The sequence below is a fragment of the Streptomyces sp. TRM68367 genome (genome assembly GCF_014495685.1).
GTDB lineage: Bacteria > Actinomycetota > Actinomycetes > Streptomycetales > Streptomycetaceae > Streptomyces.
On sequence record NZ_JACTVI010000250.1, the window covers coordinates 1 to 2,062 of the forward strand.

A 2,062-nucleotide genomic window follows, 5' to 3' on the forward strand; every position below is an offset into this window, starting at 1 on the left:
TCCGGCTCGACATCGACCCGCCGGTCTCGGTGTTCCACACCGACGACGGCGAGCTCTTCGCCATCGACGACACCTGCACCCACCAGGACGCCTCGCTCGCCGACGGCTGGCTGGAGGGCTGCGAGGTGGAGTGCCCGTTGCACGCCTCGAAGTTCAACCTGAAGACCGGTGAGGTCGACGCCCCGCCGGCCAGGCGCCCCGTCCGGACCCACGAGGTCCTCGTCGAGAACGGCATGGTCTACGTCCAGCTGTCCACGGCCGCCCCCAACCTGCCGCCCTGCGTCGCGCGCAAGCTCGCCGGAGCCCTCGCGTGAGGACAGTGGCCGTGGTGGGCGCCTCGCTGGCCGGTCTGTCAGCGGCGCGCTCACTGCGGAAGCAGGGCTACGACGGGCGGCTGGTCGTCATCGGGGACGAGCTCCACCGCCCGTACGACCGGCCCCCGCTGTCCAAGGAATTCCTGGCCGGCACCCTCGGTGAAGCGGACCTCGCGCTGGAGACGGACGACGAGGACCTGGACGCGGAGTGGCTGCTCGGCACCCGCGCCACCGGACTCGACGCCGCCGAGCGCGCCGTCCACCTCGCCGACGGCCGGGAGGTCCGCGCCGACGGCTTCGTCATCGCGACCGGCGCCGCCGCGCGCACCCTGCCCGGCTGCGAGGGACTGGCCGGAGTGCACGTCCTGCGCACCCTGGACGACGCCCGCGCCCTGCGCGACGAACTGGCCCAGGGCGGACGGCTGGTGGTCATCGGCGGCGGGTTCGTCGGCGCCGAGGTCGCCTCCACCGCCTGCGCCCTCGGGGTCGACGTGACGGTGATCGAGGCGGCCCCGACGCCGCTCGCCGGACCCCTCGGCGAGAGCATGGGCGCCGTCGTCTCCGCTCTCCACGCGGACCACGGTGTACGGCTGTGGTGCGGCGTGGGTGTCAAGGGACTGAGCGGGGAAACCCGGGTGGACGCCGTCCTGCTCGAGGACGGCCGTAGCATCCCCGCCGACATCGTCGTGGTCGGTGTGGGCGCACGCCCGTGCGTCCAGTGGCTGGAGGGATCCGGCGTCGCGCTCGACAACGGCGTCACCTGCGGCGCGGACGGCCGTACCAGCCTGGCCGGCGTGGTCGCGGTCGGCGACTGCGCCAACTGGTACGACCCCCGTGCGGGTGCCCATCGCCGCGTCGAACACTGGACCGGCGCCCGGGAACGCCCCGACGCGGCCGTCGCCACGCTGCTGTCCTGGGGCGCCACGGAACCGAGTGTGCCCCGGCCGCCGTACTTCTGGTCGGACCAGTACGGCGTCAAGATCCAGTTCGTCGGCCACGCGGCCGGCGCCGACAGCGTGACGATCGAGGAAGGCACCCCGGACGACCGCAACGTCCTGGCCGTCTACCGGCGTGCCGGACACCCGGTCGCCGCGCTCGGAATGAACCAGCCGCGGCTCTTCACCCGCTGGCGCAAGCAACTCGCCCGCACCACATCTTGACACCGCCCCTGGGGCATCCCGTGCTGTTGTTGCACATGGTGCGCAGGGTTGCTCAAAAAACAACGCCGTCCGGAGTCGCTCTTCCCGGCGCGTGACCGACCGATCCACGACGTTTCCCGAGGAGTGCACCGTGACCTCGACCAGCCTGCCGGGCAGCCTGATCGCCACCCTCCCCGGCTCCTCCTACACCGACCCCGGCATCTTCGCCCAGGAGCAGGAGCACATCTTCGAGACCATGTGGTTCTGCGCCGTGCGCTCCTCCGATCTGGCGAAGCCCGGCGCCTTCCGGACCGTCGACGTGGGCCGCGAGAGCATCCTGGTCACGCGTGGGAGGGATGGCGCCGTGCGTTCGTTCTTCAACGTGTGCCGGCACCGCGGAGCCAGGCTCTGCACGCAGGAGAGCGGCGAGGTGAAGCGGGCCTTCCAGTGCCCGTACCACGCCTGGACCTACGGCCTCGACGGCAAGCTTGTCGCGGCGCCCAACCTCACCAAGATGCCCGACGTGGGCCGCACCGAGTACGGCCTGGCGCCGGTGGCCACCCGCGAATGGCTCGGCTATGTCTGGGTCTGCCTGGCGGAGAACCCGCC

General features: G+C 72.1%; 3 protein-coding genes. All 3 read left to right on the forward strand.

Annotation, left to right across the window (positions count from 1 at the left end; genetic code table 11):
* Positions 1-314: bifunctional 3-phenylpropionate/cinnamic acid dioxygenase ferredoxin subunit (locus H8R17_RS45275; protein ID WP_187828964.1), on the forward strand; the 314-nt coding region annotated here is incomplete at its 5' end.
* Positions 311-1,474, forward strand: a complete 1,164-nt coding sequence (locus H8R17_RS45280) for an FAD-dependent oxidoreductase (RefSeq protein WP_187828965.1) — start codon at positions 311-313, stop codon at positions 1,472-1,474. The genes H8R17_RS45275 and H8R17_RS45280, both read left to right, overlap by 4 nt.
* A gap of 130 nt (positions 1,475-1,604) precedes the next feature.
* Positions 1,605-2,062 (forward strand): aromatic ring-hydroxylating dioxygenase subunit alpha (locus tag H8R17_RS45285; protein WP_187828966.1); only part of this gene is annotated, 458 nt, incomplete at its 3' end.